Below are 25,693 nucleotides of genomic sequence, written 5' to 3' on the forward strand. Positions count from 1 at the left end.
CTAATATAGCTGTGGCTAATACTAATGCCAAAACCCGCTTGTTTCAAAAGGTTTATAGGAGAACCGCGCCTTGATCTAAATCAAGTTTCGCGCCAGCTATGTGGTTAATAAACAAACAAAATGATCCAAATCAAAAGAGGTAAGCAATTTGTGTTATCTAGTCGTGAAAAAAGCCATGTAATTCGCTTGAAAACAATCAACGGATTAACATCACATCCAAAAAATCCAACAATTGAGTGAGGGAAGGAAATACAAGAAATGAGAACTTTGTCAAAAAAGAGTATCTCGCTCGGTTTAACAAGCGAGATTTGTAACATTATTTTTCAATACCGAAATGCAAATAAGCGCGATCCGTCGCGATACGGCCGCGTGGTGTACGTTGTAAATAACCCTGCTGAATGAGAAATGGCTCAAGAACATCTTCTATCGTATCTTTCTCTTCGCCAATGGCTGCCGCAAGGTTATCGATTCCGACTGGGCCACCTGAAAACTTTTCCATTATTGCTAACAGCAGCTTTCTATCCATGTAATCAAAGCCTTGATGGTCAACATCAAGCATATTGAGTGCCCTATCAGCGGTTTGCGCACAAATGTGCCCATCCCCTTTTACTTCGGCATAATCTCGTACCCTGCGCAGCAGGCGATTGGCAATCCGTGGGGTTCCACGTGCACGGCGAGCCACTTCAAGCGCACCCTCACTCTCCATTGAAAGACCGAGACACTGCGCACTACGTTGTACTATGTATTGCAAATCAGCAACTTTGTAATATTCCAAACGTTGGACAATCCCAAATCGGTCACGTAGTGGTGACGTCAGCGAACCTGCCCGGGTGGTGGCTCCAATTAAAGTAAAAGGAGGGAGATCAATTTTGATTGAGCGCGCTGCTGGGCCTTCACCAATCATGATATCGAGTTGGTAATCTTCCATAGCAGGATAGAGCACTTCCTCAACCATAGGACTCAAACGATGAATTTCATCAATAAACAGCACATCGTTTTCTTCAAGGTTGGTTAACAGTGCCGCTAAATCTCCCGCTTTTTCCAATACCGGGCCTGAAGTAGTACGAATATTTACGCCCATTTCGTTAGCGACTATGTTTGCTAAGGTGGTTTTACCCAAGCCCGGAGGCCCGAAAATCAGCAGATGGTCTAAGGCTTCTTGGCGCATTTGTGCTGCTTTAATGAAGATTTCCATCTGATCACGAACATGATCTTGACCTTGGTAATCGGCAAGCTTTTTGGGGCGAATCGCTCGATCAATCACCTCCTCATCTTTGAAGTGGTTGCTGATTGGAGCAATTAAACGATCGGCTTCTATCATATTTTCTCTATTGGCTTAATGGCGATTGTTTTTAACAACGGAAGAACGTAAACCGTTACACCATAGATTTGAGCGCTTCACGGATCAACTCTTCACTGCTCATTCCTGCTTTAGCCACTTGCGATACCGCTTTGGAAGCTTGAGGGGGCTTGTAACCTAGCGCCAATAGCGCGCTCATGGCTTCTTCCTGAGCATTTTGAGCAATCACGGGCGTAGAATCGATAGGTGCCGCATCGGTTGCAGGTGTAAAGAGATCACCCGCACCCCATCCTTTCAAACGATCTTTCATTTCCACCACCAATCGCTCAGCCGTTTTCTTCCCGACTCCCGGTAATTTAATGAGGGTAGAGATATCTTCTTTTTCGACGCAAGTCACAAACTGATTTGCTGTCATACCAGAAAGTATTGCGAGCCCCATTTTGGGTCCCACCCCATTGGCTTTGATCACCTCGCGAAATAGCGCTCGCTCATTGACCGTGTTAAATCCGTACAATAGCTGTGCATCTTCCCGCACGACAAAATGAGTATAGATGATGGCTTCTTCACCGATATTGGGAAGTTCGTAAATACAACTCATCGGCATTTGTACTTCATAGCCAATCCCGCCGATTTCAATCAAAATTTGTGGTGGGAGTTTTTCAATCAGCGTACCGCGAAGACGTCCAATCACGTGGGATTCCTTACTTGATGAGGGAGCAAAAATGTGCACAAGATGATAATCAATAACTGGATGGATAGCCAGTAAAAAGCATATTGAACCTGTTTACCGATAGCGACCTTTTCGAGCACTCGTCGCTTGACCGGCGAGCGCGATGAGGGTTTTGTTGGTATTAGCGTGACAGATCGCCACCCCTAATGCATCCGCAGCGTCCGCTTGCGGTTTACCAGGTAACTTCAACATTTGTTGCACCATATGCTGCACTTGGCTTTTATCCGCCGCCCCCGTTCCAACCACCGCCTGTTTGATGAGGCGCGCAGCATACTCATAAACGGGTAAATCCGCATTCACCGCTGCGACAATCGCACTCCCCCGCGCTTGGCCAAGTTTTAACGCAGAGTCCGCATTCTTGGCCATAAAGACTTGCTCAATGGCAAAGGCATCCGGCTGAAATTGGGTGATGATTTCACTCACGCCCGCATAGATTTGTTTCAGGCGTAACGGTAACTCGAGATCGGAAGTACGGATACAACCGCTACCGAGGTAGATAAGGTGTCGTCCTTGCTGACGAATCACACCATACCCCGTCACGCGCGATCCAGGATCAATCCCTAAGATGACAGACATAACTCACTTGCCTTGTTCGTTTAAAGATGGGCTACACGCGCCAGAAAAAGAGAGTGGGCTTACGCCCACCCTTTCATTTGTTGCTCGTTACTTACGACGCCAAGTTGTACCATTCGGTCCATCTTCAAGCACAATTCCCATTTCGTTCAACTTGTCACGCGCCAAGTCAGCATTAGCCCAATCTTTTGCCGCACGAGAATCATTACGTAGCTTGATTAAAGCTTCAATTTGCGCCGCATCTTCATCTTCCGCACTGCCTTGGAAGAAAGCCTCAGGCTCTTGGTAAAGAATACCGATCACATCAGCCAACTCACGCATTAAGCTGCCCAAAGCGCTCGCATTGATCATATCTTCACTCTTGAGTCGGTTGATTTCACGAGCCATATCAAACAGCACCGAATACGCTTCTGGCGTATTGAAATCATCGTTCATAGCAGCAGTAAAGCGCGTCACGTACTCTTCGCCACCCGCAGCTGGCACGCTACGATCTAAACCACGCAGTGCGTTATAGAGCCGCTCTAACGAAGCACGTGCTTGATTGAGGTTTTCTTCACTGTAGTTTAATTGGCTTCTGTAGTGTCCTGACATCAAGAAATAACGCACCGTTTCTGCGTCATAATGGCCCAAGACATCGCGAATAGTGAAGAAGTTATCGAGTGATTTCGACATCTTCTCTTTATCCACCATCACCATACCACTGTGCATCCAAGTGTTGACGTATTGGGTATCATGGGCACAGCAAGATTGCGCAATTTCGTTTTCATGATGCGGAAATTGCAGGTCAGAGCCACCACCGTGGATGTCGAAATGGTTACCCAAAATTGACGAGTTCATCGCTGAACACTCGATGTGCCAGCCCGGACGGCCAGGGCCCCAAGGGGATTCCCATGTTGGCTCACCCGGTTTCGACATTTTCCAGAGCACGAAATCCAGCGGACTGCGCTTTGCCGCTTCGATATCCACACGTGCTCCCGCTTGGAGTTGATCAAGATCTTGCTTGGAAAGTTTACCGTACTCGCTGTATTGGCTCACTTCAAACATCACATCACCGTTATCAGCAACATAAGCAAAACCACGCTCAATCAGGCGCTCAACCAGAACAATGATCTCTTCGATATAAGCCGTCGCACGTGGTTCAACATCGGGACGTTTGATATTCAGGGCATCGAAATCCGCATACATTTCTTGAATCAAGCGTTCTGTCAATGATTCGCACGTTTCTGCGTTTTCTGCAGCACGCTTGATGATCTTGTCATCGATGTCGGTGATATTACGCACAAAGGTCAGATCGTAGCCAAGGTAACGAAGATAACGAGCTACCACGTCAAATGAAACAAATGTCCGCCCATGTCCGATATGACAGAGATCATAAATAGTGACTCCACACACATACATGCCCACTTTGCCGGCAACGATTGGTTTAAATTCCTCTTTCTGTCTTGTGAGTGAGTTATAAATCTTCAACATGATCTCTATCTGATTACCATCAAAATTATAAATGGCGGACAGTATAACAACTCAAAGATTACTAGGTCATCCATTTGATGTTTTGAATGCACAAAAAGTTAGGCTAAACTCTGGCTCTCAATGGATAAATGCGAAGGTAAAACTCATGATCACCCTGCATACCAATTTTGGTGACATCAAAATTCAGCTCAACTTTGAAAAAGCGCCAGTAACCAGCGCAAACTTTGAGCAATATTGCCGTGAAGGTTTCTACGACAACACTCTCTTTCACCGTGTGATTGACGGCTTTATGATTCAAGGCGGCGGTATGACTTCGGGACTGCGTGAAAAAGAGACTCGCGATCCTATTCGTAACGAAGCAAATAATGGTCTGAGCAATAAAGTGGGTACGATTGCCATGGCGCGCACCATGGATCCTCACTCAGCGAGCTCACAATTCTTCATTAACGTGAATAACAACACTTTCCTCGATTTTCGTTCTGAAAGTCGTGATGGTTGGGGTTACTGCGTGTTTGGTGAAGTGGTTGAAGGCATGGATATCGTTAATAAGATCAAGGGTGTGAGCACCGGTTCTTATGGCATGCACCAAGATGTCCCTCTAGAGGAAGTGGTGATCACTGGCACCACTATCGAAGCTTAATTTTACTCGGAGCGCTTAGGCGCTCCTTTTGCTGTGAAACATGCATACACTATTTATTTCCGATCTTCATCTCTCCCCCAAGCATCCTGATATCACCGCTTCCTTCATTCAATTTATGCGCGAAGAAGCCATCAAAGCGGATGCACTTTATGTCCTTGGCGACCTTTTTGATTTTTGGATTGGGGATGATGACCCAACCGCCTTTGCCGAGCAGATTAAATCCGAGTTTCGCCAACTGACTCAACAAGGTGTGCCATGCTATTTCACTAAAGGAAATCGCGATTTTCTGGTTGGAAAACGGTTTGCTCAACAAACAGGAGTGCAGCTGTTACCGGATGAAGCCGTGATCGACTTATATGGGCAAAAAGCCGTCGTAGTGCATGGAGATACACTCTGCACCCAAGATACACGCTACCTTGCATTTCGAGCCAAAGTACATCAGCCTTGGTTACAGCGATTATTTGGACTTCTTCCTTTTGCACTTAAGCAAAAGCTTGTCCGCAAAATACAGTCAGACATACGAGATGACAAACAACATAAGTCCATGATGATCATGGATGTTACACCCAGCGAAGTCATCGCGGTTATGCATCGATATAACGTAGATTTAATGATTCACGGTCATACACACCGCCCTGCGATTCACTCCATTCAAACCGAAGACCAGACTCTCAAAACACGGATTGTGTTAGGTGATTGGTATAGCCAAAGCTCGATCTTGGTCTATTCTAAACTAACTGGCTACTCATTATTGTCGAGACCACTCATAAATATTGAGTAATCAATTAGTAATAACCATGTTCTTGACCAATACTTATCTCGGTAAACCCTTAAAATACTGACAAAATAAACAACAACCCGAAAATAGGTAAATCTTTGAAGTACTCGTATGTCGCTAGACAACCCATATTGGATCGTGAAAAAAGCACCATCGGTTACGAACTTCTCTTTCGTGATGGGCCTAAAAACACGTTTCCAGACATCGATCCCGAGGAAGCCACTAGCCGCCTCCTTTCCGATCATTTCTTGACCGCACACTACAGCACTCTGGGTGATCTTCTTGGATTCGTAAACTTCCCTTATCAAAGTTTACTCAATATGGTGCCCACGCTGTTTCCGGTTAAAAGTCTGGTTGTCGAAATTCTTGAAGATTGCCCACCAACCCCTGAACTGCTCAGCGCTATCAAAAAAATGGCTCAGCTCGGATACAAAATTGCACTGGATGATTTTATCCCAAGCAATGATTGGAAAGCATTTCTACCTTATATCTCGATTATCAAATTTGATATTCGTCTCGTGCCTATCCCGAAAGCCAAGCTCTTTATCAATAAACTGCGCTCCATGAAAATTGAGTTTCTGGCCGAAAAAGTTGAAACCTACGAAGAGTTTGAACAGGCCAAGCAAGCGGGTTTCCACTATTTTCAAGGTTACTTTTTTAGTAAGCCTGAAATTATTCAGCGCAAAGCCCTGCAACCCTCTTTTCTGACCATTGTGCAACTACTTAAAGAAGTCGCGAAACCCGAAGTTGATTTTCGTGAAATTGAAACGATTGTCGCCAAAGACATTTCTCTTTCATATAAGCTACTCACGTTCGTAAACTCTTCAGCAACAGTGAGTTCAAAAATCCAATCTTTCCGTCAAGCGCTGGTCTATCTAGGGCAACAGAAACTCCGTAAATTCATTTCGCTCGTTGCGATTGCTTCAACACAAGATTCTAAGCCTGATTATCTATACAACCTTGCCATTCTACGCGCCCGTTTTTGCGAAATGCTCAGTGAACGAGTGCCGACAAACATCGCCCCTGGAACCGGATTTCTAACCGGCATGTTTTCTGTGCTAGACAGCCTACTTGATCAGTCTCTTGATTCCATTGTCAAAGAAATGCCCATCGAGGAAGAAGTCAAACAAGCTTTAACTCAAGGCAGTGGTACTTTAGGGCAAATATTGGCATTGAATAAAGCTTATGAAATGGCAGATTGGGGGCAAGTCGTGGCTCTTGGACAAGCACTTAACCTTCCAAACGAGGCGCCAACGGAATGCTATATCGAAGCCGTCAAATGGACAGCGGATCTTCTTGGTGTACAAACCTAAACTGGTAATTACGCTTACGGGCCGATAAACTCCATCTACCTACTCAACGTTTATCATTTCTATGTCCTGTTATTGCGGAAATACTCAACCTTACTCGCAATGTTGCGAACCTATTCATCTCAATCCTCACAGTGCTCAAGTTCCTGAACAGCTGATGCGAGCACGTTTTAGTGCCCATATTTTAAAGAATGTTGAGTTTGTGATTGAAACATACCATCCCTCTTGCCAAGCCAGTAATGAGCGTGATGCGATTAGCGAATCGGTACATAGCCATTGGCTTCGCCTTGAGATCATTTCGACCCAAATGGGCGCAACCCCTAACGAAGGTTTTGTTCACTTTAAAGCGTTTTTTGAGCAAGAGGGTAAAGCGTTTTGTCTTGAAGAGCGTTCTCGATTTCTCAAAGAAAATAACTGTTGGTTTTATATTGACGGTGAATTTCCCGCCGCCATCAAACAAGGCCGCAACGACCCTTGTGCTTGTGGTAGTGGCAAGAAATATAAAAAGTGCTGTGGATAATAGAGTAAAGCCTGCATGCGCAGGCTTTCGCTTATTCTTGATCGACCATCCATTTCTTAAACGCTTTGCGTTCTTCCTTTGAGGCTTTGCTATACCAAAGTTGAAGTTGTTCTAAGTTATTCTGGGGTATCGTTGAGGCATTTTCTAGTTTTAGGTTTGTATCTACTGCTGTTTCGTGGTTGGGAGTTGGCAAAATAACTCTAGTGTAGCCAATAGCAGCAATCCCGCCTTTTTGATTATACTCAGTAGCCTCATGGTTATAATTCCGGCCTAACTGGATTCCAGCTTTAGGAAGAGTATCTTCTTGTTTGATGATTTCTCGGCCAGACTCATCAACAAGTTTCCATTCGAGATGAGTGATTTTTTTGCGAGCCTCCGTTGCATCTTTGTATTTAGGAAGCTCAAAGCTTAAATTTACATCTGAGGCAATAAATTTCGCTATGATTACATCACTATAAACTTTTGTAACGTCTTCGCGCTCATTGAAACTGGATATATAACGAAATACAATTTGGTTTTCTCCATTTTTAAGCTCAGCTTTTTTGTCTCCAAACAATTGCCCATCAAGTTGTGGGGAATGCATATTGACAGATAACAAGTCAATTTCTGCCGGTAAATTCAACTCAATATTTGCCAGTACAGAACCCGAGCTCAGAATATAGATTAACCCTATAACACCATAAAACTTCTTCATTTCCTATTTACCTTCTATTAATTCACTTCAAAATACTTCCTAACTTAGGCTACAGCAATATCAACCACATAAACATCAAACAGTGTGGTGAAGTTCAATGTGTTCATAAAATAAAAAAGCTCGGCACATTGCCGAGCTTGAACTATGAGACGAGAGGTAAAGATTACCAGTAAACACGCGCACCGATAGCGAACTTGTTCTCAGAATCTTTAGTCTCTTGTTTAGAGTAACCATACTCAGCATAAGTACGGAACCATGATGCTGGCTTGTATTCGAGACCTAGATAGCCGTAGTCTGTATCCTTACATTCTACTTTATTCCCTGCTTTATCTTTACATATATCATTACCGACTTCGAAATCGACCATTTGGTAACCGATATAAGGTTTAAGAGTCTTAGTTAGCTGATGAGTGACACCCAAGCTCACTGCATCTTGGTCATTGTTTTTTCCATCTTTATCAAATGCAGAGTAAGTTACACCAAACAAAGTGCTGCCTAGTGTGTATTCACCAGTAACCTCATAGAATTTAGTTTCATCGCCTGGAGTTTTTTCCCATTGACCAACGCCAGCATGTAATGCTAAGTCACCGAAAGAAGTACCTGCATACAGTTCTAACAATTCTTCGTTTGGATTAGCTGCATCACTTTCAGGTAAACCATAGCTTGCTTTTACCCAGAATGAATCGTGAGTAAATTCATATTTGATCAATGAGCTGTTCAACCAAGCCATTGGATACAATACACCGTCACTCTGGCCATATACGTAAGAGTATTCAGCACCGTATACGTCATCAGCGATAACAGACTGTTTACCAAACTTTAGCGAGCCATATTCAGTACCAACACCCAACCAATGCTTACGTACATCCCACTTATCAGCTTCAGTTCCCTTTTGGCTTCGAATGCTAAATTCTACTTCACCTAGAATATCAACACCTTGCTCAAGAGTATATTTCGCTTTCACACCAGCACGTGATGAACCAGCATTCAAAGTGGCATCTTTGTGTTCTTCAAAATCAGCCTGAACACGGATTTGACCGTAAAAATCAACGGTACCTGCGTCTGATTTTAGAATTTCAACTGCGTTTGCAGAGCCTGCGGCTGCAAGCACTGCGAGTGCTAATAGAGTTTTTTTCATGTTAATCCACTGCCTTTTCTTAATATGGGAATTCCTTGTCCGGTTCCCTGTTTTTTGATGATGGTTTTCCAACTCTTTGTTTGGTCACCACCGCCATTAGATTCGTGGTTAAGATTGCAAAAGAATATTCTGTATGTCAAATACCATAAAAAAAACAAAGAAAAAAAACATAAAATCTTTAAATTCAACAAATTACATTGTTTTCATGATTTTTTTCGGCTGACTTCTTAACAAAAATAGGCCAAATCACAGACTCACAACAACCCGAGAAAACAGCATTAAATTCCAAAAATTAACACATAAATGGCAAAATTAGGATATTAATAAAAATTAAACCTAGGATTTGGAGCTATATATTTTTTATAAAACAAAATAAATTTAAGTTCCTGAAGGTTCAGTTTTTATTTGTGAACAAGATCTAGATTTCTATCAAAAGCACACGATTTCGTGAAGTAGGTATCACTCAGTGATCTGTGCTACCATCGTGCCATCGCACTTTGGACACCTCTATGCTGACAAAAAACATTCAAGATTCCATTCGCAACAGTTATCAAAACTTACAAAATCAATTGGAAAACTTCATTCCTCGTCGCGCTCAAAATTTCTTAGTTGCCGAGATGGCCAAAACCCTTTGTGGGTCTTATCACAAATCGACTCGAATGTTAGTGGCAGAAGCAGGAACGGGCATAGGCAAGTCTCTCTCCTACTTAATGGCGGTTATCCCCGTGGCGGTGGTCAATAAGCGGAAAGTCGTGATCTCCACAGCCACAGTGGCCCTTCAAGAGCAACTGCTCAATAAAGACTTACCGCTTTATCGCAGGATCAGTGATCAAAACTTCTCATTTATTCTTGCGAAAGGCCGTCAACGTTATTGTTGTAGCGAACGTTTAGCCGCAGCCTGTGGGATTGATGATGGGCAAATCGCGCTATTTGAAAGTAAACCCAAACCTCATGAGACAGAGCTGCTTGCAGAGCTGCATACTGCCCTGAGCCAAGGGAAATGGGATGGTGACCGCGATGGCTGGCCAAGCCCGATTAGTGATGAATTGTGGTCAGTCATTGTCAGCGATAAACATAGCTGTAATGGCAGCTTTAGTGCTCATCGCCACTGTCCATTTCAGAAGGCACGTTCAGAACTGGATAAGGCCGATGTGATTATTGCTAACCATAGCCTAGTAATGGCCGACGCGGATTTAGGTGGGGGCGTTATCCTGCCCGCCCCCGAAGAAACGATTTATGTTTTTGACGAAGCGCACCATCTCCCTACGGTCGCGCGCGAGCATGCATCGGCTGCCGCGACGTTAAAAGGAGCCGCGAGCTGGTTAGAAAAGCTCAATCAATCCTTATCCAAGTTCACCGCTCTAGGTGATGAAAAACGTGCCGAGCGATTCGCTGAAGAGGCGCGCACGGCGATACAGTACTTAATCCCGACTTTGAATCAGTTACCCAAACAGTTTGTGGCTGAACAATTTGTTGAGGGAATTTACCGTTTTGAGCACGGCGAGTTACCACAATGGCTGGCTGATGAGTCACAAGCTCTCAGTAAGTCATCACAAAAAGCGATGCAATCTGTGAGTAAAGTAGCTGATTTAATTGCTGAAAAAGTAAAAGAAGGCGAACTCGCAACACGCATCGCTGAACCTGCGTTGGGCGAATTGGGGTTTTACGTACAGCGTTTAGAAAACTTGACCCAAGTATGGCAATTAATGGCAAAACCCAACAAAGATAAGGGAGCGCCTTTAGCGCGCTGGCTTGAAGTCAGTCCTGAACGAGAAGGTGACTATTTAGTCAGTGTTTCGCCTCTGGAAATCGGCTGGCAACTGGATCAGCAGATTTGGAGCCGCTGTGTGGGGGCGATATTAGTTTCTGCGACCTTAAGAGCATTAAATTCATTCAGCTTCTTCTGCAGGCAAGCAGGGATCAGTGACAAAGTGGAAGATGGAGTGCAATTTTTAGCTTTAGCCTCGCCATTTGATTACCCCACACAAGGTGAATTGCTGATCCCCAAAATGGACATGGAGCCACAAGCCGAGGGCTATACCGCCTATTTAGCCAAAAAAGTATTGTGTTATCTGCAAGCTGACAAAGCCAATTTGGTCCTCTTTGCTTCTTATTGGCAAATGCGTGAAGTGGCAGAGTCTTTAAAAGTCGAGTTCACCAAACGTGGTTGGGCACTGCAGGTGCAAGGTGAGAAATCTCGATCAGAAATTCTAAATAAACATAAAAAGCTGATTGAAAAACAGAAAACCAGTGTTTTATTTGGCACTGGAAGTTTTTCGGAAGGTCTAGATCTGCCCGGTGAACTCCTCGAAAATCTGATCATCACCAAAATCCCGTTTGCCGTTCCAACCTCTCCGGTAGAACAAGCCCATGCCGAATATATTCAAGAGCTGGGCGGTAACCCTTTCATGCAAATTACCGTTCCTGAAGCCAGCAAAAAGCTCATCCAGTCGGTTGGGCGTCTACTGCGCAAAGAGCGGGATTCTGGTAGAGTGGTCATCCTTGATCGGCGGGTAGTATCAAAGCGTTACGGAAAAGCGTTGTTGGATGCCTTACCGCCCTTTAAGCGCACGATTGAATACTGATAATAACGATTAACTCACCACAATTAGGATTGCGCTTTTGATGGAATGGATAGAACCCACCACGATAATGGTGCTGGCTCTTGTTGCTTTTATTGCCGGATTTATCGATGCGGTCGCAGGCGGCGGCGGAATGTTGACCGTGCCAGCACTACTTTCGCTAGGTTTACCGCCTCATTTGGCTTTGGGAACCAATAAATTAGCTGCGACGTTTGCTTCATCAACCGCGGCATGGACTTACTATCGTCAAAAACTCTTTGATCCTGCATGTTGGAAACGCGCTTTTATTGCAACCTTGATTGGCGCCATACTGGGCACCTTGGCCGTTGATGCGATCAGCACGGATTGGCTACGTAAAGTACTCCCGCTGATTATTCTGGCTGCGGCTTTATATACGGTTTTGCATCGCCCCCATCAAACGGAACAAAGTGTCACACCTGAACCATGTCCTAAATTGCATCGCAAGCAGATCCTGCAAGGCATAGGGCTAGGATTTTATGATGGCTTAGCGGGTCCTGGCACTGGCGCGTTCTGGACGGTCAGCTCAATGGCGCTGTATCGCTTCAATATCCTGCTGGCTTCGGGACTTGCCAAAGCCATGAACTTAACCAGTAATTTCACCTCACTGGTGACTTTTGCACTACTCGGTCATATTGATTGGCTGTTGGGTTTGACCATGGGAGTCTGTTTGATGGCAGGTGCGTACGTCGGAGCTCACTCAGCCATTCGCTTTGGAGCGCCGTTTATCCGTCCCCTATTTATTTTAGTGGTCACCATTTTGGCGGGGAAATTGGCTTATGACGCATGGTGGGTGGGATGATGGAGAGCTACAACAAATTTCATACGATTCTCAACGAGCTCAAGCATTCTGCCGCCCAGCTCGACCGTCAACGTGGTGAACATCATCGCCCGTTATTTGATGAGGTGTTATTCCATTGCCACGGAAAGCTATTAACACCTTGTGTTGAAGAAGCTCATTCAACACTGCAAGCCTTAATCCGTGAAAAAGAGAGTGGACGTTTGACGGCATTGCGCGCGGAATATTTATCTGAACGGCTACTTGCACAAATCGCCGCACTGACTCGTGAGCTTTCAACTCAAACTGTGCGTCGTAACGAACCAAAACCGCACGCTTATTTTAAAAAACCCATTAATGAGCTTTATCAGGAGCTAGCTCAACATCAAGATTGGGAACGTCGTTTGATGGATTTGGTGCGTGATAAAGCCCTGTTGCTTGAGCAAGCCTCAGCAACAGAGAAAGCGGCGGCTCAGCAAGCTCTGTTGCAATCTGAGCAGCGACTCAACCGCTGCCGTGAAGCAAAAATAAAAATTGAGAAACGAATTACTACTCAAGAGAGAAAAGCGTAAATGTCGACTCCATCGATTCCACTGAATGAAGCCTCTGATGAGATCAAACTCGCGGTCGATCTTATCTATTTATTAGAGTCTCATGCGATTGAGCCCCAGATCGCGCTTGCTGCGCTTGAGATCGTCAAACGCGATTTTGAACAAAAACTGGCAGACGCTGCAGTATCACCCAGTATTCAACCACAAACCATCGCTCCCCTGTCAGACGAGTAACTCTCGTCTGACAACGCTTGGCCTCAGTTCACTTTAAACTGCCCGACGAGAGTTTGTTGTTCAAACGACAGCCACACAATTTTCCTACCCACTTTTTCGGATCTTATTTTTTCTTACTTTGTTGGTTCACTATTGAACCAATAATTCGCCGGACTTGAGATCCCGAGCTTAGGTGATAACATCAGCCCCAAGTCAACCAAAAGGAATCGCAATGAAAGTTATCAGCTTCAACATAAATGGACTCAGAGCCAGATTGCATCAACTGCAAGCGTTGATCGACAAGCATCAACCTGATGTGATTGGCCTACAAGAGATCAAAGTCCATGATGAGGCGTTTCCTCGTCAAGAAGTCGAGGCCATGGGCTATCAAGTCTATTTTCACGGTCAAAAAGCGCACTACGGTGTGGCCATTTTATGCAAACAAACGCCTGTCGAAGTGATCAAAGGCTTTCCAACCGACAATGAAGAACACCAAAAGCGCATGATCATGGCGACATTCGCTGATCAAAATGGGCAAAAGACCACCATTCTCAATGGCTATTTCCCACAAGGTGACAACGTCGAACACGAAACCAAGTTTCCTTACAAACGTCAGTTTTATCGTGATTTGATGACCTATCTGCGTGAACACCGCAGTAATTCAGAGCGTCTGGTCGTGATGGGTGACATCAATATCAGCCCACTCGATCTGGATATCGGGATCGGTGAAGCCAACCGCAAACGCTGGCTGCAAACAGGAAAATGTTCATTCCAGCCTGAAGAGCGTGAATGGTTACAAACGCTTTTAGATTGGGGACTGGTCGATACTTTCCGCCAATTGCATCCTGACGTCAGTGACCAATTTTCGTGGTTTGATTACCGCTCACGCGGCTTTGAAGACAACCGTGGACTTCGAATCGATGTGATTTTGGCAACACCAACGCTAGCTGAAACCTGCCAAGAGGCTGGCATCGATTATGAGTTACGAGCGATCGATAAACCTTCCGATCATGCGCCTATCTGGGCAACATTCAAGTAATCGAGTGCTCTGACGGCTTACTTAAAAATCCCCATCGACATTGATGGGGATTTTTTATTTAGCTGCGAGGCTTTAGGTAGGCAAGAAAACGTTGTTCCGCCTGTTTAAAACACCACAAAATGATGAAAGTCAGCGCCATATAAAACAGCCCTGCACTCAAAAAAGCTTCAAATGGCGCATAGTATCGAGAATTGACTAATCGTGCCGCGCCAGTCAAATCCATGATGGTGACGATCCCTGCCACGGCACTGCCATGCAGCATAAAAATCACTTCATTACTGTAAGCAGGTAAGGAACGACGCAGCGCACTAGGTAAAATAATTCTTTGGTAAGTTTGAAAACGGCTCATACCATAAGCTTTGGCAGCTTCTACTTCACCTTTCGGAAGCCCGTTGATCGCCCCACGGATAATTTCCGCCGTATAAGCCGAGGTATTTAAGATAAAGGCCACCAAAGCACAAAACCAAGCATGCTCCCATAAGGTATCTTTGACCGGAAACCACTGATCCATACCGTAATAAATCAGATAAAGCTGCACTAAGAGTGGCGTTCCACGCAGAAAATAGATGTATCCCCATGCCGGAAGGCTAAACCATTTTTGCTTGCTATTTCGGGCAATCGCCAGCGGAATGGCGCACAGCAAGCCGATTACGAGTGAAAGGCTCACGAGCCAGACAGTGGTCCAAAGTCCACTTAGGTAAATAGGCAAACTGTCGATAATCAGAGAAAAGTCCATCTTTACCTCGTATGAATACTGAATTTACGTTCTAGCAGCTTGAGCAAACCGGTCGACACACTGGTAAAAAATAGAAAGATGATGGCCACCGCCATGTAAAAGGTAAACGGCATCTTGGTCGAGCCAGCGGCCAGCGAACTGATGCGTACCATATCTTCAAGGCCGATGATTGAGACAAGAGCGGTCGTTTTCAGCAGCACCAGCCAGTTATTGCCAAACCCAGGAATAGCATGGCGAATCATCTGCGGTAATAAAATTCTCCGAAAGCTCATCGCTGCACTCATACCGTATGCTTTCGCCGCTTCCAATTCACCTTTATCCACGGCAAGGATTGCGCCACGAAACGTTTCCGCCATATAAGCCCCAAAAATGAAGCCGATAGTTAACACGCCCGCGACAAAAGGGCTGATATCTACATAATCGGGCAGATAGGCTACCCATTCATGATTCGGATCTCGGGCTGTCAGCCATTGGTTGATGAACTCATTAAACCAACTGAGACCATTGTTGAGTAAAATCTGCCCACCAAAGAAGATCAGCATCATGAGTACTAAATCCGGAATACCGCGAATGATAGTGGTATAGAGTGTCGCAATGGCTCGAGCCCAGCGGTAGGGTGCCATTTTAGCGAGTGCGCCTAACATACCTAGCAGCATCGCTAGCAAAAGGGACAGCACGGCAACTTCAATAGTCAGCAGCGCGCCTTTCAGAATAGAGGCTTCATAGCCTTGTAAATCCAGCATATGACTCGTTCCCTGAGTTGGATTACGGGTTGTTGGTGACATCAGGAACGAGTGCCAACAACCCGAAATACAGTGAGCTTTAATCGCGAATCCATGATTTCAAGCTACCGTCCTGTGGACGGCAACTCGAAGTGATAAGAACGCTTTTATTCACCGTAAACGTCATACTTGAAGTATTTGGCTTGTATTTGTTGATAAATCCCTTTTTCACGCAGTGCCGTGATCGCCGCATCGAGTTTTTCGGTTAACTCTTTGTCTTGCTTGCGCACCGCTATGCCCATACCTTCACCAAACCATTTTGGGTCTGTCAGTGAAGGGCCAACAAATTCATAAGCATCACCACCGGGTTTGTTGAGCATGCCCTCTTCTAATGCGGAGGCATCCCCTAATACTGCGGCGATCCGGCCATTGGCAAGGTCTAAATACGCTTCATCAAACGAACCATAACGCACGATATCGACAGTACCACCATAATTGTCAGTGATGTATTTATCGTGGGTTGTTGCACGTTGCACGCCAATTTTAACACCCTTCAAGCCTTCTTTAGTAAAGGCTAAATTCGCACCTTTTTTAGCAATAAATTTGTTTGGGATCAGTGCGTATTTACCGGTGAAATCCACTTTTTTCTTACGCTCTTCAGTGATCGACATCGCTGCAATAATGGCATCGTACTTACGCGCTAACAAAGACGGAATAATGCCATCCCAATCCTGTGGTACGATTTTGCACTCGACTTTCATCTCAGTACACAACGCATTGGCCATATCCACGTCAAACCCTTTCAAAGAGCCATCGGCTTCTGTCCAGCTAAACGGAGGATAAGCGCCCTCAATACCAAAACGTACTGTTTTCCATTCTTTGGCTTGCGTTACCCCACTGATTGTTGTGGCAATTAATGCTGTCGCAACTAACCACTTTTTCATATCCATACTCCTGTGATTGTTTGTCTTAATGTTGTGTTTACTATTGTTGTAATATCAATTTCTTACTTAAAAATTACTCTTCAAAACTCAGGCTCGACTGCTCGCTATTCTTATCAGTAACCACAGTGTCCATAGCAACCGCCGATCTCATCTTTCGAAACAATAGATGCTCTCGATTTGCCCATCTAATAAATAGACGAAATAAACTGCTTCAACCGCTCAGAATCAGGATTTTTAAACAGTTTTTCAGGTTTACCCTGCTCTTCTACTTTGCCTTGATGCAAGAACATCACATGATTGGAGACATCACGAGCAAACGCCATCTCATGGGTCACAACTAACATAGTGCGGCCTTCTTCTGCCAAATCTCGCATTACGCCCAGTACTTCACCGACAAGTTCCGGATCGAGTGCTGAAGTCGGCTCATCAAACAACATGACTTCAGGCTCTACGGCAAGAGCCCGTGCGATCGCCGCGCGCTGTTGTTGACCACCCGAAAGGTGTCCGGGGTAATAGTCTTTACGTTCGTATAAACCGACTTTGCGCAGTAGACGCTCGGCTTGCTCAATGGCTTGCGCTTTGGGCACACCGAGAACGTGTACCGGAGCCTCAATAACGTTTTCAAGCACGGTCATGTGTGACCAAAGATTGAAACTCTGAAACACCATGGCTAAACGTGAGCGGATGCGCTGCACTTGCTTCTCTTTGGCTGGCTGCACTATGCCTTGATGCGTGGTTTTCATCTGAATCAATTCACCCTTGACCCAGATTTCACCCGCAGTGGGAGTTTCTAATAAATTGATACAACGAAGAAAAGTACTTTTGCCAGAACCTGACGATCCAATGATGGAAATAACATCGCCTTTTTGTGCTTGAAGGGAGATGCCTTTCAGCACTTCATTCTGACCAAAAGTTTTGTGCAAATTCTTAATTTCAAGCGCGGGTACATCTGTCATGCGCTAACGCTCCCTGTTTATATCAATGAACTTCACTGTTCATTTTTGAAACAAGCTAACACTCAACCCAAAGCCGCGCAACAAATTATTAACCCAACAAATATGACTGAATAACGATTTAATTTGCACACTAATGCAAATATAAGTCGATTCATCTTCTTCTCTTTTTGGTACAATTTACTCTCACATTTACTGAATGCTTTCATTCCAATCGCATAATTTTCTTATGTTCAAGCGGACTTAGTACTTATCTACAACGCCCAATAACTTGCACATCACACGATTAATAAATAGTCACTCTGGTAAGATAAAATTATTAATAAATTTTTAACAATGTCACATTCCGTACACATCCTCACTTCTACTGTTAGCAAAGCCTGCATTTTTCTGATCCTTTTTCAACGTTTTAAAGCGTAATAAAACTCGCAAGATGAAAAAATATTTCAAAGCAAATGCACCCTATGTGTCTGATATCACTAGGCATGTGTAGTTTTCTTTCATATTTATTCGTAAAGTGATCAAGATCAATCGCCCTTATTGATAAGCACGTTAAACTCGCCACAAATATAAGGTCATCATAATGATCAGTATTTGTGTTAGAAGTAGCCCATTTGACTCGTGTCAGAAACGCTTCAACACTTTCTTTATGCATGCAATTAAACAGTATTCACCACTGAATTACTTACTTTTACAAATATGAGGAATCATATGTCAGACGTTATGAACAAAGAGCGCTCAGACATTGAGACGAAAAGCTACCGGGAGCTTCACCGTCCTGCGTCTGAGTTTGCAACTCGCTCAGAATACTTGGATCATGAACTGCAGATCATGAAACCACGCCGCTTTGGTCTCAACTTACCAGGGCGAGATTTCCGCTTTGAACTAGAAGATTTAGTTCCTGCACTCGCTGGAACTATCGGCATTATTGCCATGTATTCTGCTGTAATGATGTCTTGGGCCGACGGTTTAACTCAAGCGTGGGACCACATTAACTTAGGCAAAGAGTTTGCTATCGAAGTCGCACGTGTGGAAATGCTTTTCCCTGCGCTGTTCTTCTGTGTGATTGCCTCAGGTTTCTTAAACCCTCGCGCTAACCTTGCTGGCAACCACGGCCCAATGATTCCTCTGATTGGCTCTATCGCTCTGGCCGGCGCTCACCCTCTTGCTCTTGCTATTCTTCTCGGCGTTTTTGGTTTATTGCTCAGCTACTTCAAGGGTGGTTCAAAACTGGTCAACCTCACTTCTGAGGGGACGGCTGGTGGCCTACTTATTTTCCTTGGTTTCACTGGAGCCATGAGCCAAATCACCTCAATACAAGATTGGGCCGTTGGCTTGCAATCTGCCGACGTTGCGGCAGGCAGCATGGGCTACATTGGTCTTGTCGTGCTTGGCGTGAACATCGTGATTTATGCTCTGCTCGCTAAGTTTAACCTGCGCTGGTTAGCGATCCCGGTGTGTGCATTTACTGGCCTTGTGATTGCGCTTGCTTTAGGTGCGGGTTTTGACCTGAAATTTGAAACCCAAATGGGCTTGCCAAACCTAAACCCTGTTTATTGGTGGGGCAGCACTGAGCAAGGTTGGATGTTGGGAATGCCAAATCTGCAACATTTCATTGCTTCATTACCATTTGCGATTCTTGCCGTAGCGATGTGGTCGCCAGACTTCTTAGGCCACCGTATCTTCCAAGAGTTGAACTATCCAAAACGTACTGAAAAAGTATTAATGGATGTGGATGACACCATGACTATGTGTTCTATCCGTCAAATGGTGGGCACCTCTCTGGGTGGCGGTAACATCACCTCTTCTTGGGGTACATACATGATCCCAGCGGCGATTGCGAAACGCCCAATTCCAGGAGGAGCTATCATCCTCGGCTGTTTGGTGATGACAATTGCGATTCTTGGTTTCCCAATGGATGCGGCAGTATGGCCACCGGTTATGCGCTGTGCTTTGCTAGTGGGTGTATTCTTACCACTCCTTGAAGCAGGCATGCAAATGGTGAAGAACACCAAAGACTCACAAGCAGCAGGTATCTGTATTTTCGGTTCAGCGGTGGTAAACCCTGTACTAGCTTGGGCTTTGACTATGCTTCTGGACAACAATGGTCTGATTGGTGACAAAGAGCGCGCTGCAAAATTGTCATTCATAGACAAAGTTTTGATCCCCGGTGGTGTGCTAATCATCTGTTTGGTTGCTATGCTTGCTGTTGGCATGCTGGAAAGCCAATACGGTCTGCAAGCTTGGTTATAATCGCCATTCTTGATTTGGGTAGCGCTGACTGCGCTACCCAAACTTTATTTTAATTTTTTAACTTTTATTGATTTAGTTTAAGGTTTACGAAAAATTTTTAGCGTAGAGTGGCTACATTAAAGGAACTAATAGCGATATCCATATTCAAATAGTCACAGTGTGAATTTGGATATCGTTATTGAAGAGTGTACTGCTCCCCTCGGGGATAGCTGGCTCAACGGCGAAAACAGTACGTGTTTTTTCTACTCATAAAGGTAGGTATGTCATGGCAGAGCAATTTGCTAAAGCTTGGGAAGGTTTTGCGGCAGGTGACTGGCAAAACGAAGTTAACGTTCGTGATTTTATTCAAAAGAACTACACACCGTACGAAGGCGACGAATCTTTCCTAGTCTCAGAAGGTACTGAAGCGACCAACAAGCTTTGGGCTAAAGTAATGGAAGGTATCAGACAGGAAAACTCAACTCACGCTCCTGTTGACTTCGACACTTCTCTTATCTCTACCATCACAGCTCACGACGCTGGCTACATCAACAAAGATCTTGAAAAGATCGTTGGTCTACAAACCGATGCTCCACTGAAACGCGCTATCATCCCTAACGGTGGTATCCGCATGGTGGAAGGTTCATGCAAAGCATACGGTCGTGAACTGGATCCACAAGTTTCAAAAATCTACTCTGAATACCGCAAAACTCACAACGCAGGTGTATTCGACATCTACACTCCAGAAATTCTGGCTTGTCGTAAATCAGGCGTATTGACTGGTCTTCCAGATGCTTACGGCCGTGGTCGTATCATCGGTGACTACCGTCGTGTGGCTCTGTACGGTATCGACTTCCTAATGAAGGATAAACTGGCTCAGTTCAAGTCTCTGCAAGAGCGTTTTGAAACTGGCGAAGATCTGCAAATGACCATGCAATTGCGTGAAGAAATTGCAGAACAACATCGTGCGCTTGGCCAAATGAAACAGATGGCAGCGAAATACGGTTACGATATTTCTCGCCCAGCTGAAACAGCACAAGAAGCAATCCAGTGGACTTACTTCGGCTACCTAGCGGCTGTGAAGTCTCAAAACGGTGCTGCAATGTCTCTTGGCCGTACTTCAACTTTCTTGGACGTGTACATTGAGCGCGACATGAAAGCTGGCAAGATCACAGAAGTTGAAGCGCAAGAAATGATCGACCACTTCGTTATGAAGCTGCGTATGGTTCGTTTCCTACGTACTCCTGAGTACGATGAGCTGTTCTCTGGCGACCCAATCTGGGCAACTGAGTCTATGGGTGGTATGGGTCTGGACGGTCGTACGCTGGTTACACGTACTAACTTCCGCTTCCTGAACTCACTGTACACCATGGGTCCATCTCCAGAGCCAAACATCACGGTTCTTTGGTCTGAAAAGCTGCCTGAAGGCTTTAAGAAGTTCTGTGCAAAAGTGTCTATCGATACCTCGTCTATCCAGTACGAAAACGATGACTTGATGCGTCCTGACTTCAACAATGATGACTACGCTATCGCATGTTGTGTATCACCAATGGTGATTGGTAAACACATGCAGTTCTTCGGTGCTCGCGCTAACCTTGCTAAAACACTGCTATACGTTATCAACGGCGGTGTGGACGAGAAGCTGAAAATCCAAGTGGGTCCAAAAATGCCTAAGATCACCGACGAAGTGCTCGACTTCGACGATGTATGGCACAAACTGGATCACTTCATGGATTGGTTGGCAACACAGTACGTCACATCACTGAACGCTATCCACTACATGCATGACAAGTACAGCTACGAAGCGGCTCTAATGGCGCTGCATGATCGTGATGTATACCGTACTATGGCGTGTGGTATCGCTGGTCTGTCTGTGGCTGCTGACTCACTGTCTGCAATCAAGTACGCGAAAGTAAAACCAATTCGTGACGAAGACGGTGTAGCTATCGATTTTGAAATCGAAGGCGACTATCCAAAATTCGGTAACAACGATGCACGCGTTGACGACATCGCTTGTGAACTGGTTGAACGTTTCATGAACAAAATTCGTTCACTGAAAACTTACCGTAACGCAGTACCAACTCAGTCTATCCTAACTATCACGTCAAACGTGGTATACGGCAAGAAGACAGGTAACACGCCAGATGGTCGTCGTGCAGGTGCTCCATTCGCACCGGGTGCAAACCCAATGCACGGTCGTGACGAGAAAGGTGCGGTAGCGTCTCTGACTTCAGTAGGTAAACTGCCATTTGCTCACGCGAAAGACGGTATCTCTTATACCTTCTCTATCGTGCCAAATGCACTGGGTAAAGATGAGAACTCTCAGCGTGCCAACCTTGCTGGTCTGATGGATGGTTACTTCCACCACGAAGCCGGTATCGAAGGTGGCCAACACCTGAACGTTAACGTTCTAAACCGTGACACTCTGCTTGATGCAGTTAAACACCCAGAGAAGTACCCACAACTGACTATCCGTGTATCTGGATACGCAGTGCGCTTTAACTCTCTGACTGCTGAACAGCAACAAGACGTTATCGCTCGTACTTTCACTGAATCTCTATAAGATTTAGTGAGCCTCTTCAAAGCCCCGTTTCGACGGGGCTTTTTGTTTTTCCGCACTACATCATGTATTTCTGTATCTCACGGCACATTTGTGCTTTTTTCTATTAGGTTTATTCGCCACAATAGCTCATGATTGATGAGCTTTTGTTTTATTTCTCCGAGACATAGTCGACTAACCATGAAATCGATTCGCTATTTACCTTTACTGTTCATCAGTACTTACGCGGCTGCGGCGCAGACTTCAACCTTCTCTTTGAGCATCGATAACGACGGTGTATTCGGGGTAGATCAAAATTACACCAATGGCCTTTTCCTGAGCTATACCTCTGGAGCTATTACCCCTTATTGGGCTGTGAAACCACTCAGCTTATCCATTTGGGGCGCTCCCAGTTTGGATAAGTGGGAATTCACCCTTGGGCATAAAATGTGGACACCTTCTGATATTGAATTGACCAAACCACAATCGAATGAACGCCCCTATGCAGGTTATTTACACACTGAATTCAATTACCTCAGCCTACATCCCCAACAAGCACAACGCTTTAATCTCACCTTAGGGATGACAGGGGAAAGCGCCTTGTCAGAAGAGGCGCAAAAATTGGTGCACAGCATTACGAAATCCGATGAGCCCAATGGCTGGGCATACCAAGTGGAAGATCAATTGGTGGGTAGCCTAGGTTATCGCTCCCATTTTAACTGGGGTCGCTACCATGCTTTAGCCGGCACAGAGTTAGAGCTGGCCAATATTTCTGAAGTCAATATCGGCAACTTTCGCAGTGACCTTTCCTCTGGACTCATGTTGCGCTGGGGAACCGATTTAGAAAACAACTTTGGCGCAGCCCAAATTTCGGTTGAGAATCCGTTTACTCCCGGCATGATTGGGGCATCCAACCAAGGCTGGTTTGTGTTCACTGGTATCGAGGGTCGCTATCGATTTAACGATGTGACGATTGAAGGTGACAGACCGCTGCATGGCTTAGATCAACCAGCCGAATATTACCAAGTGCATGTTGAACCGTGGCAAGCCACTGCTGTGGTCGGTTTCGCTATGTATGCTCGTAGTTTTGGAGCCAGTTTAACCTTTACCGCTAACACTCCTGAATTTAAAGAAGATAAAGAGTCGATTAGCGGTACCGGTAACGTGGCTCTGTACGCTTTCTTCTAACGTGGAAAACCGATGCTCTACAACGTAAAGCGTCGGCAATCATGCTCTAAACTTCCTGCACGTGTCTCGACTTCACGGCTGGTCACGCGCAGTTGAGTGTTGTACGACTCCAACGCTTGCATTGCACTCGAAATCTGGCTCATGCTGTCAGCCATCGCTTGACTGGTTGCCGACAGCTCTTTTATCGACGAGAAAATTCTTTCCGTTTGCGATGCGGCCTCATCCGTCCCTTGGGTAATTCGCTGTAACGCTTGCATGGCTTGATTACCTTTGCTTTGTCCTTCTTCCATGGTCTGCTCTGATTGGTTCATAAACAAAATCACTTCCGCACTCTCTTTTTTCATGGTTTCTATCGTGCCGGAAATTTCGCTGACTGCATTGACCGTTCTGACCGCTAAACTGCGCACCTCATCGGCAACAACCGCAAATCCGCGGCCTTGCTCACCCGCACGAGCCGCTTCAATCGCCGCATTGAGTGCCAATAAATTCGTTTGCTCTGCGATACCGTTAATGATGTCCATCACAGAGTCGACTTTGGCGGAAGCTTGCTCTAGCTGCTGAATATGGCTGGCGGCTGACTGCAAAATACTCCCGACCTCTCGTAAAGAACCAATCGCAGCACTAATAACTTTACTGCCTTCCGCAGCCGCCAAAGTCGAGGCTTTACTCACATTGGCGACCACTTCGAGAGAATGAGAGACTTGCTGCGTGGTCAAACTGACCTCTTCGGTTGCTGACGCGAGTCTTTGGGTTTGATCCATCACATCAGACTGACCGCGCACCAGATTATCAATCGCTTGATTGAGCGCCACAGCATCCCCCGACAATGCCACACTACGATCTTGCACGACATGCACTAAGCCGCCGAGATTTTCGCAACTTTTGTTTACCGCAAATGCTAACTGATTAAATTCATCTTTTTTATTGGATGTCAGAGCTAAGCGCTGAGAGAGATCGCCAGAAGAGAGCTTTTCTAATACGCGGCCTATCTGCGTTAACGCTTTAGATAGCGAGAAACTCACCATCATAAACAGCAATATGGTCAACACCGCCAGAATCACGCAAGCGACTAGAATGGAGAGCAAGGTTTGCTCACCCGCTTTCTCAGCTAACGATTGATAATGACCACTCACCTCATCTAGCCGCTGTGCAGTTGACTCAATAACACCTTGTGCTTTCGCTTCACTATTTAGCAATTTTTGTTCAATATCTTGCACTTGCTGCGACAGCTCACTGACTCGCAAAAATGTGGTTTTAAACTGTTCAATTTCCGCTTTATACAGATCGAGCATGGCGTAAGATTGCGACATGCTGACAAAACCCGCTAACGCCCGATTGAATAAGCGCAAGTTTTGTTCATTCGGTTGTAATAAGTAATTTTGCTGGGCTTTGATCATGGCTTGAAAATCGGAATTGATGGTTACCATTCCGGTTTCATCAATTTTCTTTTCTATAGTCGCTGCCAGTTTTTTCAGATCGGCCAGCTTACCATCATCGACGTTAAAACCAAGATCGCCTTTAATCTCAAGCCACGGCTGCATATCGTCGTTAAAAGCCTGCACCGCTTGCTGTAAAGCGTTGCCTTCATTAGCAAAGTTATTCTTGGCAAGAAAGCGCTTATCCCCTTCCACTTTCTGCATTAGCTGAGCCAAGCGCGTTTTAATCTCAGACACCTTGCTTGAGGAGAGATGCTCACGCTCAGCGGCTAATTCAAACAGCTGTGCTTGAGTCGCAAATAAAGCCGCAGAGCCCGCCGTCACATTGCCACTTTGTTGATATTGCGAGTTCATCTTAGATAAACTTTGCGCGGTAAAAACCGCTAACCCGATGAAGCCCAAGCAAAGTACAAGGATAAATAAGGTGATTTTTTGCTTTTGTGAAAGTTGCGTGACATCCATCTTTTCACTTCCTTTTTAAATATTGCATCACTGCACTGTTCAGTTCGCCAGCTTGCCCACTGGCAACAGATACTCTTTCTTTATGGATAGCAAAAGTTTAGACCTAGGATGCCGAACTTACCCATTTTTCACTGAAATTGATTGTTC

Annotated in this window: 23 protein-coding genes; 12 read left to right on the top strand and 11 right to left on the bottom strand. The window is 45.2% G+C overall.

Annotated features, from left to right (window positions below; all coding sequences use genetic code 11):
• Window positions 1-316: 316 nt before the first annotated feature.
• The 4 genes from ruvB to cysS form a co-directional block, all read right to left on the bottom strand.
• Entirely contained in the window at window positions 317-1,321 is a 1,005-nt protein-coding gene (ruvB, locus tag R4537_RS13330; RefSeq protein ID WP_000568487.1) for a Holliday junction branch migration DNA helicase RuvB, read from the bottom strand.
• Window positions 1,322-1,376: 55 nt separating this feature from the next.
• Window positions 1,377-1,991 (bottom strand): Holliday junction branch migration protein RuvA, encoded by a 615-nt coding sequence (gene ruvA / locus R4537_RS13335; RefSeq protein ID WP_000580349.1) that lies wholly within the window; start codon window positions 1,989-1,991, stop codon window positions 1,377-1,379.
• 93 nt (window positions 1,992-2,084) lie between these two features.
• A complete protein-coding gene (gene ruvC / locus R4537_RS13340) occupies window positions 2,085-2,606 on the bottom strand; it encodes a crossover junction endodeoxyribonuclease RuvC (protein WP_000111359.1) in 522 nt (173 codons plus the stop codon).
• 87 nt (window positions 2,607-2,693) lie between these two features.
• On the bottom strand, window positions 2,694-4,073 hold the full coding sequence (cysS, locus tag R4537_RS13345) for a cysteine--tRNA ligase (RefSeq protein ID WP_071178428.1): 1,380 nt from the start codon (window positions 4,071-4,073) through the stop codon (window positions 2,694-2,696).
• A 145-nt stretch (window positions 4,074-4,218) separates the two neighbouring features.
• Between cysS and R4537_RS13350 the strand changes: the two genes are divergently transcribed.
• The 4 genes from R4537_RS13350 to R4537_RS13365 all read left to right on the top strand — a co-directional run bounded on the left by R4537_RS13350 (window position 4,219) and on the right by R4537_RS13365 (window position 7,321).
• Window positions 4,219-4,713, top strand: coding sequence for a peptidylprolyl isomerase (locus R4537_RS13350; RefSeq protein WP_000631302.1), 495 nt, complete (start codon window positions 4,219-4,221; stop codon window positions 4,711-4,713).
• A 40-nt stretch (window positions 4,714-4,753) separates the two neighbouring features.
• Window positions 4,754-5,494 (top strand): UDP-2,3-diacylglucosamine diphosphatase, encoded by a 741-nt coding sequence (lpxH, locus tag R4537_RS13355; protein WP_071178429.1) that lies wholly within the window; start codon window positions 4,754-4,756, stop codon window positions 5,492-5,494.
• Between the two features lie 95 nt (window positions 5,495-5,589).
• Window positions 5,590-6,804, top strand: coding sequence for an EAL and HDOD domain-containing protein (locus tag R4537_RS13360; RefSeq protein WP_001903180.1), 1,215 nt, complete (start codon window positions 5,590-5,592; stop codon window positions 6,802-6,804).
• A 61-nt stretch (window positions 6,805-6,865) separates the two neighbouring features.
• On the top strand, window positions 6,866-7,321 hold the full coding sequence (locus R4537_RS13365; RefSeq protein ID WP_080483333.1) for a YchJ family protein: 456 nt from the start codon (window positions 6,866-6,868) through the stop codon (window positions 7,319-7,321).
• A 31-nt stretch (window positions 7,322-7,352) separates the two neighbouring features.
• On the opposite strand, the gene R4537_RS13370 is transcribed toward R4537_RS13365, so the two are convergent.
• Together R4537_RS13370 and R4537_RS13375 are read right to left on the bottom strand one after the other, a co-directional pair.
• Window positions 7,353-8,015 carry a DUF2057 family protein gene (locus tag R4537_RS13370; protein WP_071178430.1) on the bottom strand — a complete coding sequence of 221 codons (663 nt, stop codon included), beginning with the start codon at window positions 8,013-8,015 and terminating at the stop codon, window positions 7,353-7,355.
• A 163-nt stretch (window positions 8,016-8,178) separates the two neighbouring features.
• A complete protein-coding gene (locus tag R4537_RS13375; protein ID WP_071178431.1) occupies window positions 8,179-9,153 on the bottom strand; it encodes a porin in 975 nt (324 codons plus the stop codon).
• Window positions 9,154-9,662: 509 nt separating this feature from the next.
• On the opposite strand from R4537_RS13375, the gene dinG reads away from it, so the two are divergent.
• The 5 genes from dinG (at window position 9,663) to xthA (ending at window position 14,334) form a co-directional block, all read left to right on the top strand.
• Window positions 9,663-11,738, top strand: a complete 2,076-nt coding sequence (dinG, locus tag R4537_RS13380) for an ATP-dependent DNA helicase DinG (RefSeq protein WP_071178432.1) — start codon at window positions 9,663-9,665, stop codon at window positions 11,736-11,738.
• 40 nt (window positions 11,739-11,778) lie between these two features.
• Complete coding sequence (locus tag R4537_RS13385) at window positions 11,779-12,555, top strand: sulfite exporter TauE/SafE family protein (RefSeq protein ID WP_001881611.1); 777 nt, start codon at window positions 11,779-11,781, stop codon at window positions 12,553-12,555.
• Window positions 12,555-13,103 carry a primosomal replication protein gene (locus R4537_RS13390; protein ID WP_071178585.1) on the top strand — a complete coding sequence of 183 codons (549 nt, stop codon included), beginning with the start codon at window positions 12,555-12,557 and terminating at the stop codon, window positions 13,101-13,103. The genes R4537_RS13385 and R4537_RS13390 overlap by 1 nt, the downstream gene beginning before the upstream one ends.
• On the top strand, window positions 13,104-13,316 hold the full coding sequence (gene rsmS, locus R4537_RS13395; RefSeq protein WP_071178433.1) for a pleiotropic regulatory protein RsmS: 213 nt from the start codon (window positions 13,104-13,106) through the stop codon (window positions 13,314-13,316).
• 211 nt (window positions 13,317-13,527) lie between these two features.
• The gene (gene xthA, locus R4537_RS13400) at window positions 13,528-14,334 is read left to right on the top strand and encodes an exodeoxyribonuclease III (protein ID WP_000864798.1); all 807 of its coding nucleotides are present in this window, start codon (window positions 13,528-13,530) and stop codon (window positions 14,332-14,334) included.
• Window positions 14,335-14,392: 58 nt separating this feature from the next.
• Here xthA and R4537_RS13405 read toward each other — a convergent pair whose 3' ends face one another.
• The 4 genes from R4537_RS13405 to R4537_RS13420 all read right to left on the bottom strand — a co-directional run bounded on the left by R4537_RS13405 (window position 14,393) and on the right by R4537_RS13420 (window position 17,692).
• Entirely contained in the window at window positions 14,393-15,070 is a 678-nt protein-coding gene (locus R4537_RS13405; protein ID WP_000347798.1) for an ABC transporter permease, read from the bottom strand.
• Between the two features lie 2 nt (window positions 15,071-15,072).
• Window positions 15,073-15,813, bottom strand: coding sequence for an ABC transporter permease (locus tag R4537_RS13410; RefSeq protein ID WP_000886243.1), 741 nt, complete (start codon window positions 15,811-15,813; stop codon window positions 15,073-15,075).
• A 146-nt stretch (window positions 15,814-15,959) separates the two neighbouring features.
• Window positions 15,960-16,736: an ABC transporter substrate-binding protein gene (locus R4537_RS13415; protein WP_071178434.1), complete on the bottom strand. Its 777-nt coding sequence runs from the start codon at window positions 16,734-16,736 to the stop codon at window positions 15,960-15,962.
• A 185-nt stretch (window positions 16,737-16,921) separates the two neighbouring features.
• Window positions 16,922-17,692 (bottom strand): ABC transporter ATP-binding protein, encoded by a 771-nt coding sequence (locus R4537_RS13420; protein WP_071178435.1) that lies wholly within the window; start codon window positions 17,690-17,692, stop codon window positions 16,922-16,924.
• Between the two features lie 708 nt (window positions 17,693-18,400).
• Between R4537_RS13420 and R4537_RS13425 the strand changes: the two genes are divergently transcribed.
• The 3 genes from R4537_RS13425 (at window position 18,401) to R4537_RS13435 (ending at window position 23,648) form a co-directional block, all read left to right on the top strand.
• Window positions 18,401-19,942, top strand: a complete 1,542-nt coding sequence (locus R4537_RS13425) for a DUF3360 family protein (RefSeq protein ID WP_071178436.1) — start codon at window positions 18,401-18,403, stop codon at window positions 19,940-19,942.
• 265 nt (window positions 19,943-20,207) lie between these two features.
• Window positions 20,208-22,484, top strand: coding sequence for a formate C-acetyltransferase (gene pflB, locus R4537_RS13430; RefSeq protein ID WP_071178437.1), 2,277 nt, complete (start codon window positions 20,208-20,210; stop codon window positions 22,482-22,484).
• Between the two features lie 177 nt (window positions 22,485-22,661).
• Window positions 22,662-23,648 carry a lipid A deacylase LpxR family protein gene (locus tag R4537_RS13435; protein ID WP_071178438.1) on the top strand — a complete coding sequence of 329 codons (987 nt, stop codon included), beginning with the start codon at window positions 22,662-22,664 and terminating at the stop codon, window positions 23,646-23,648.
• Between the two features lie 17 nt (window positions 23,649-23,665).
• Here R4537_RS13435 and R4537_RS13440 read toward each other — a convergent pair whose 3' ends face one another.
• Window positions 23,666-25,546: a methyl-accepting chemotaxis protein gene (locus R4537_RS13440; RefSeq protein WP_071178439.1), complete on the bottom strand. Its 1,881-nt coding sequence runs from the start codon at window positions 25,544-25,546 to the stop codon at window positions 23,666-23,668.
• Between the last annotated feature and the right edge of the window lie 147 nt (window positions 25,547-25,693).

It is taken from the genome of Vibrio paracholerae (genome assembly GCF_037672085.1).
Lineage (GTDB): Bacteria > Pseudomonadota > Gammaproteobacteria > Enterobacterales > Vibrionaceae > Vibrio > Vibrio cholerae.

What these genes read in the sequence shown, in the direction of transcription:
- pflB (WP_071178437.1), top strand. Translation starts at nt 20,208, where the DNA reads ATGGCAGAGCAATTTGCTAAAGCTTGGGAAGGTTTTGCGGCAGGTGAC.
- lpxH (WP_071178429.1), top strand. Translation starts at nt 4,754, where the DNA reads ATGCATACACTATTTATTTCCGATCTTCATCTCTCCCCCAAGCATCCT.
- cysS (WP_071178428.1), bottom strand. Translation starts at nt 4,073, where the DNA reads ATGTTGAAGATTTATAACTCACTCACAAGACAGAAAGAGGAATTTAAA.
- R4537_RS13415 (WP_071178434.1), bottom strand. Translation starts at nt 16,736, where the DNA reads ATGAAAAAGTGGTTAGTTGCGACAGCATTAATTGCCACAACAATCAGT.
- R4537_RS13385 (WP_001881611.1), top strand. Translation starts at nt 11,779, where the DNA reads ATGGAATGGATAGAACCCACCACGATAATGGTGCTGGCTCTTGTTGCT.
- R4537_RS13425 (WP_071178436.1), top strand. Translation starts at nt 18,401, where the DNA reads ATGTCAGACGTTATGAACAAAGAGCGCTCAGACATTGAGACGAAAAGC.
- R4537_RS13370 (WP_071178430.1), bottom strand. Translation starts at nt 8,015, where the DNA reads ATGAAGAAGTTTTATGGTGTTATAGGGTTAATCTATATTCTGAGCTCG.
- rsmS (WP_071178433.1), top strand. Translation starts at nt 13,104, where the DNA reads ATGTCGACTCCATCGATTCCACTGAATGAAGCCTCTGATGAGATCAAA.
- R4537_RS13365 (WP_080483333.1), top strand. Translation starts at nt 6,866, where the DNA reads ATGTCCTGTTATTGCGGAAATACTCAACCTTACTCGCAATGTTGCGAA.
- ruvB (WP_000568487.1), bottom strand. Translation starts at nt 1,321, where the DNA reads ATGATAGAAGCCGATCGTTTAATTGCTCCAATCAGCAACCACTTCAAA.
- R4537_RS13375 (WP_071178431.1), bottom strand. Translation starts at nt 9,153, where the DNA reads ATGAAAAAAACTCTATTAGCACTCGCAGTGCTTGCAGCCGCAGGCTCT.
- R4537_RS13435 (WP_071178438.1), top strand. Translation starts at nt 22,662, where the DNA reads ATGAAATCGATTCGCTATTTACCTTTACTGTTCATCAGTACTTACGCG.
- R4537_RS13390 (WP_071178585.1), top strand. Translation starts at nt 12,555, where the DNA reads ATGGAGAGCTACAACAAATTTCATACGATTCTCAACGAGCTCAAGCAT.
- R4537_RS13420 (WP_071178435.1), bottom strand. Translation starts at nt 17,692, where the DNA reads ATGACAGATGTACCCGCGCTTGAAATTAAGAATTTGCACAAAACTTTT.
- R4537_RS13410 (WP_000886243.1), bottom strand. Translation starts at nt 15,813, where the DNA reads ATGCTGGATTTACAAGGCTATGAAGCCTCTATTCTGAAAGGCGCGCTG.
- ruvC (WP_000111359.1), bottom strand. Translation starts at nt 2,606, where the DNA reads ATGTCTGTCATCTTAGGGATTGATCCTGGATCGCGCGTGACGGGGTAT.
- R4537_RS13350 (WP_000631302.1), top strand. Translation starts at nt 4,219, where the DNA reads ATGATCACCCTGCATACCAATTTTGGTGACATCAAAATTCAGCTCAAC.
- dinG (WP_071178432.1), top strand. Translation starts at nt 9,663, where the DNA reads ATGCTGACAAAAAACATTCAAGATTCCATTCGCAACAGTTATCAAAAC.
- R4537_RS13440 (WP_071178439.1), bottom strand. Translation starts at nt 25,546, where the DNA reads ATGGATGTCACGCAACTTTCACAAAAGCAAAAAATCACCTTATTTATC.
- xthA (WP_000864798.1), top strand. Translation starts at nt 13,528, where the DNA reads ATGAAAGTTATCAGCTTCAACATAAATGGACTCAGAGCCAGATTGCAT.
- R4537_RS13405 (WP_000347798.1), bottom strand. Translation starts at nt 15,070, where the DNA reads ATGGACTTTTCTCTGATTATCGACAGTTTGCCTATTTACCTAAGTGGA.